This window comes from Thermoanaerobaculia bacterium, from assembly GCA_035717485.1.
GTDB lineage: Bacteria > Acidobacteriota > Thermoanaerobaculia > UBA5066 > DATFVB01 > DATFVB01.
On record DASTIQ010000280.1, the window covers coordinates 1 to 2665 of the forward strand.

The 2665-nt window shown below is 70.7% G+C and carries 2 protein-coding genes; one reads left to right on the top strand and one right to left on the bottom strand.

What is annotated here, in order from left to right; genetic code table 11:
- Positions 1-168: 168 nt before the first annotated feature.
- Entirely contained in the window at positions 169-1077 is a 909-nt protein-coding gene (locus tag VFS34_14585) for a polysaccharide deacetylase family protein (GenBank protein ID HET9795678.1), read from the top strand.
- On the opposite strand, the gene VFS34_14590 is transcribed toward VFS34_14585, so the two are convergent.
- Positions 1025-2665, bottom strand: a 1641-nt coding sequence (locus tag VFS34_14590; protein HET9795679.1) for a hypothetical protein, incomplete at its 5' end; no start/stop codon positions are given. The two genes, VFS34_14585 and VFS34_14590, sit on opposite strands and share 53 nt — an antisense overlap.

Below are 2665 nucleotides of genomic sequence, written 5' to 3' on the forward strand. Positions count from 1 at the left end.
CCGGCCGCGCCGCCCTGCGACATACGCCCCGGTATGCCTCGGGACGGAGCGGGCGGCCCGCATCCCGTCTCGCTCGCGTCTCGCCGCGCCTCGTCGTGGTGGCGTGAGATCCGCTGGAAGAAGCGGGTCGGCACGCCGGCCCCTGCCCATCGACCTCTTCCACGCCTGATGCCATTCCGTGTTGCCCTCAAGGTCGACTGCGACACCGCGGACGGCACGCGGCGGGGCATCCCGCGGCTGCTGTCGCTCTTCGAGAAGAAGCAGATCCGCGCGACCTTCTTCTTCTCGCTGGGGCCCGACCGCTCGGGCCGCGCGGCGTTGCGGGTCTTCACCCGAAAGGGTTTTTTGAAGAAGATGTTCCGCTCGCGCGCGCCGTCTCTCTATCCGCTCCGGACGATGCTCTCCGGCACGCTCCTCCCGGCGCCGATGATCGGGAAGAACGGCCGCGCGGAGATCCGGTCCGTCGCCGCGGCGGGCCACGAGACGGGCGTGCACGCCTGGGACCACGTCGGATGGCACGACGGCTTGCCGCGGTGGAGCGCCGAGCGGATCGCCGACGAGTACCGCCGACTGCATGCGGAGTACCGCGAGATCTTCGGGGCGGCGGCGCGCGCGTCGGCGTGCCCGGGATGGACGGTTTCCGACGCCTATCTCGCCGAGCGCGAGAAGTATCCGCTCCTGTACACGTCGGACACGCGCGAAGGGAGTCCGTTCTTCCCGAGAACTCCGGAGTTCGTCTCCGCGATTCCGGAGATCCCGTCGACGCTCCCGACGCTCGACGAGAAGCTCGGCGATCCCGATCTTCCCGGCGCCGACGCGCTCCGCGGTTACTTCGCGGACGCCCCTCGCGGCGACGCCGTGCACACGATCCACACGGAGGTCGAGGGGGGGCCATATCTCGAGTGGTTCGCGCGCCTCGTGGACGACTGGAAGGATCGCGGCGCTCGGTTCGTGCCGATGGAGACGTTCGCGATCGAGGCGAGGGAGCGCGCGGCGGAGCTGCCGGTTCGGCGGATCGTGCCGATCAGGCTGCCGGGACGCGGTGGAGTCGTTTCTTCCGGATACCCGCCGCACTGACGAGCGCGGCCGCCGCCCCGGCCAGACCGAGAAACGCTCCCGCGCGGAACGGCCGCTCGTCGTAAAAAAGCCGGACGCGATGCCGCCCGGGCGGTACGCGCATGCCGCAGAAACTGCCGTTCGCGATCTCGACAGGGGCGGCCGCGCCGTCGATCGTGGCCCGCCAGTACCGGAAGTACGTCGCGGCGAAGACGGCGATGGTTCCCGAGGAGCTCTCGACCTCCGCGGCGAAGCCGTTTCTCTCCTCGCGGGGATTCGCGACCCGGGCATCCGACGGCGGCGTGCCCGGATCGGCATCGGCGCCTCGCAGCACGACGTCGGTACGCGGGTCGAAACGTTCGGACGCGACGAGATCGACGGCGCCCGAGAGCGAGTTGCGCCGATAGATCCGGGACGCCGCCCGGACGACCGGCACGGGATCGGCCGCCTCGGACACATACACGCGACGGCCCGATATGTCCGTGGCGGCGCGCGCGCGAAACCCCGCGAAGACGGCGGGGGAGGGCGCGATCGCCCAACGCACCGATGCGGCCCGAAGCAACCGCCCCTTCTCGGCCGCGGGTTTCGAGGCGACCGCTTCGAAGAAGACGCGATCGAGGAATCCGTAGGAGCCGTCCGGGTCCTTGTCGTACGCGTAGCGGATGCCGTCGGGAATGGCCGTCAGCGGCCAGAGCTCCGCGCGTCCGGCGAGGATCAGCGCGCCGACGTCGTCGACGGCGAACGAATGCCGCGTTCCGTATTTTGCGACGGTGAATTCCGGAAGCCCGCCGACCCACGCGCGTCCCTCTCCGTCGATCGCGGACGCGAGGGAGGGACGGGACTGGTAGGGCGCCGCGGGAACGCTCACGAAGAGAGGCCACGCCGACGGGAGGAGCGTCGCGAGCGAGGCCGCGAGAAAGAACGGCAGCCGTTCCGGGCCTGGCCGCCGGACGAAGGCAACCACGAGAAGACCCATGGCCGCGGCGCCGCAGAGCGCGTCGACCAGAATCGTCCGGAAGATTCCGGGAAGCATCTGGTCCGCTCCGAAGGAGAGGCCGCGAAACGCGGGAGCGACGAGCTCGCGAACGGCGGCGGGCGCCGCCAGGACAAATCCGGCGCCGGCGAGGAGGACGGCGGCGACCGCGATCGCGGGACGCACGAGCGCGCGCGAGACCGGTCGGGCGGCCCATGCGTCGGCCGCCAGCGCCGCGAGAGAGGAAACCGCGAGGGCCGCGGGGAGGGCGAACTTGATCGGATACCGGAAGTGGCGAAGAGGGGAAATCGCCCAGAGGACTTCGAAGAGCGGGGTCCGAAAGCCGTACGAGAGAAGGAGGAACAGGGCCGCCGACGCGAGGCTCGCGATGACGACCCCGCGCCGGCGGAAGCCCGGGATCGCGAGCGCGGCCAGGAGCAGCAGCAACGGCGCGAGCCCGAAGTTCAGCGAATAGAGATAGGGCTGCAGCGAATCGAACGGCCGGTAGGCCCAGAACGCGCCGGAGACGAGCGGCCGCGGCGAGCCGAACACGAGCGGTAAGAGGTTCTCGATTCCGCGGATCGGCACGTTCGCGGCGGCGTCGAACTGGTCGCGCGAGAAGAGGTGCTCCCCGCG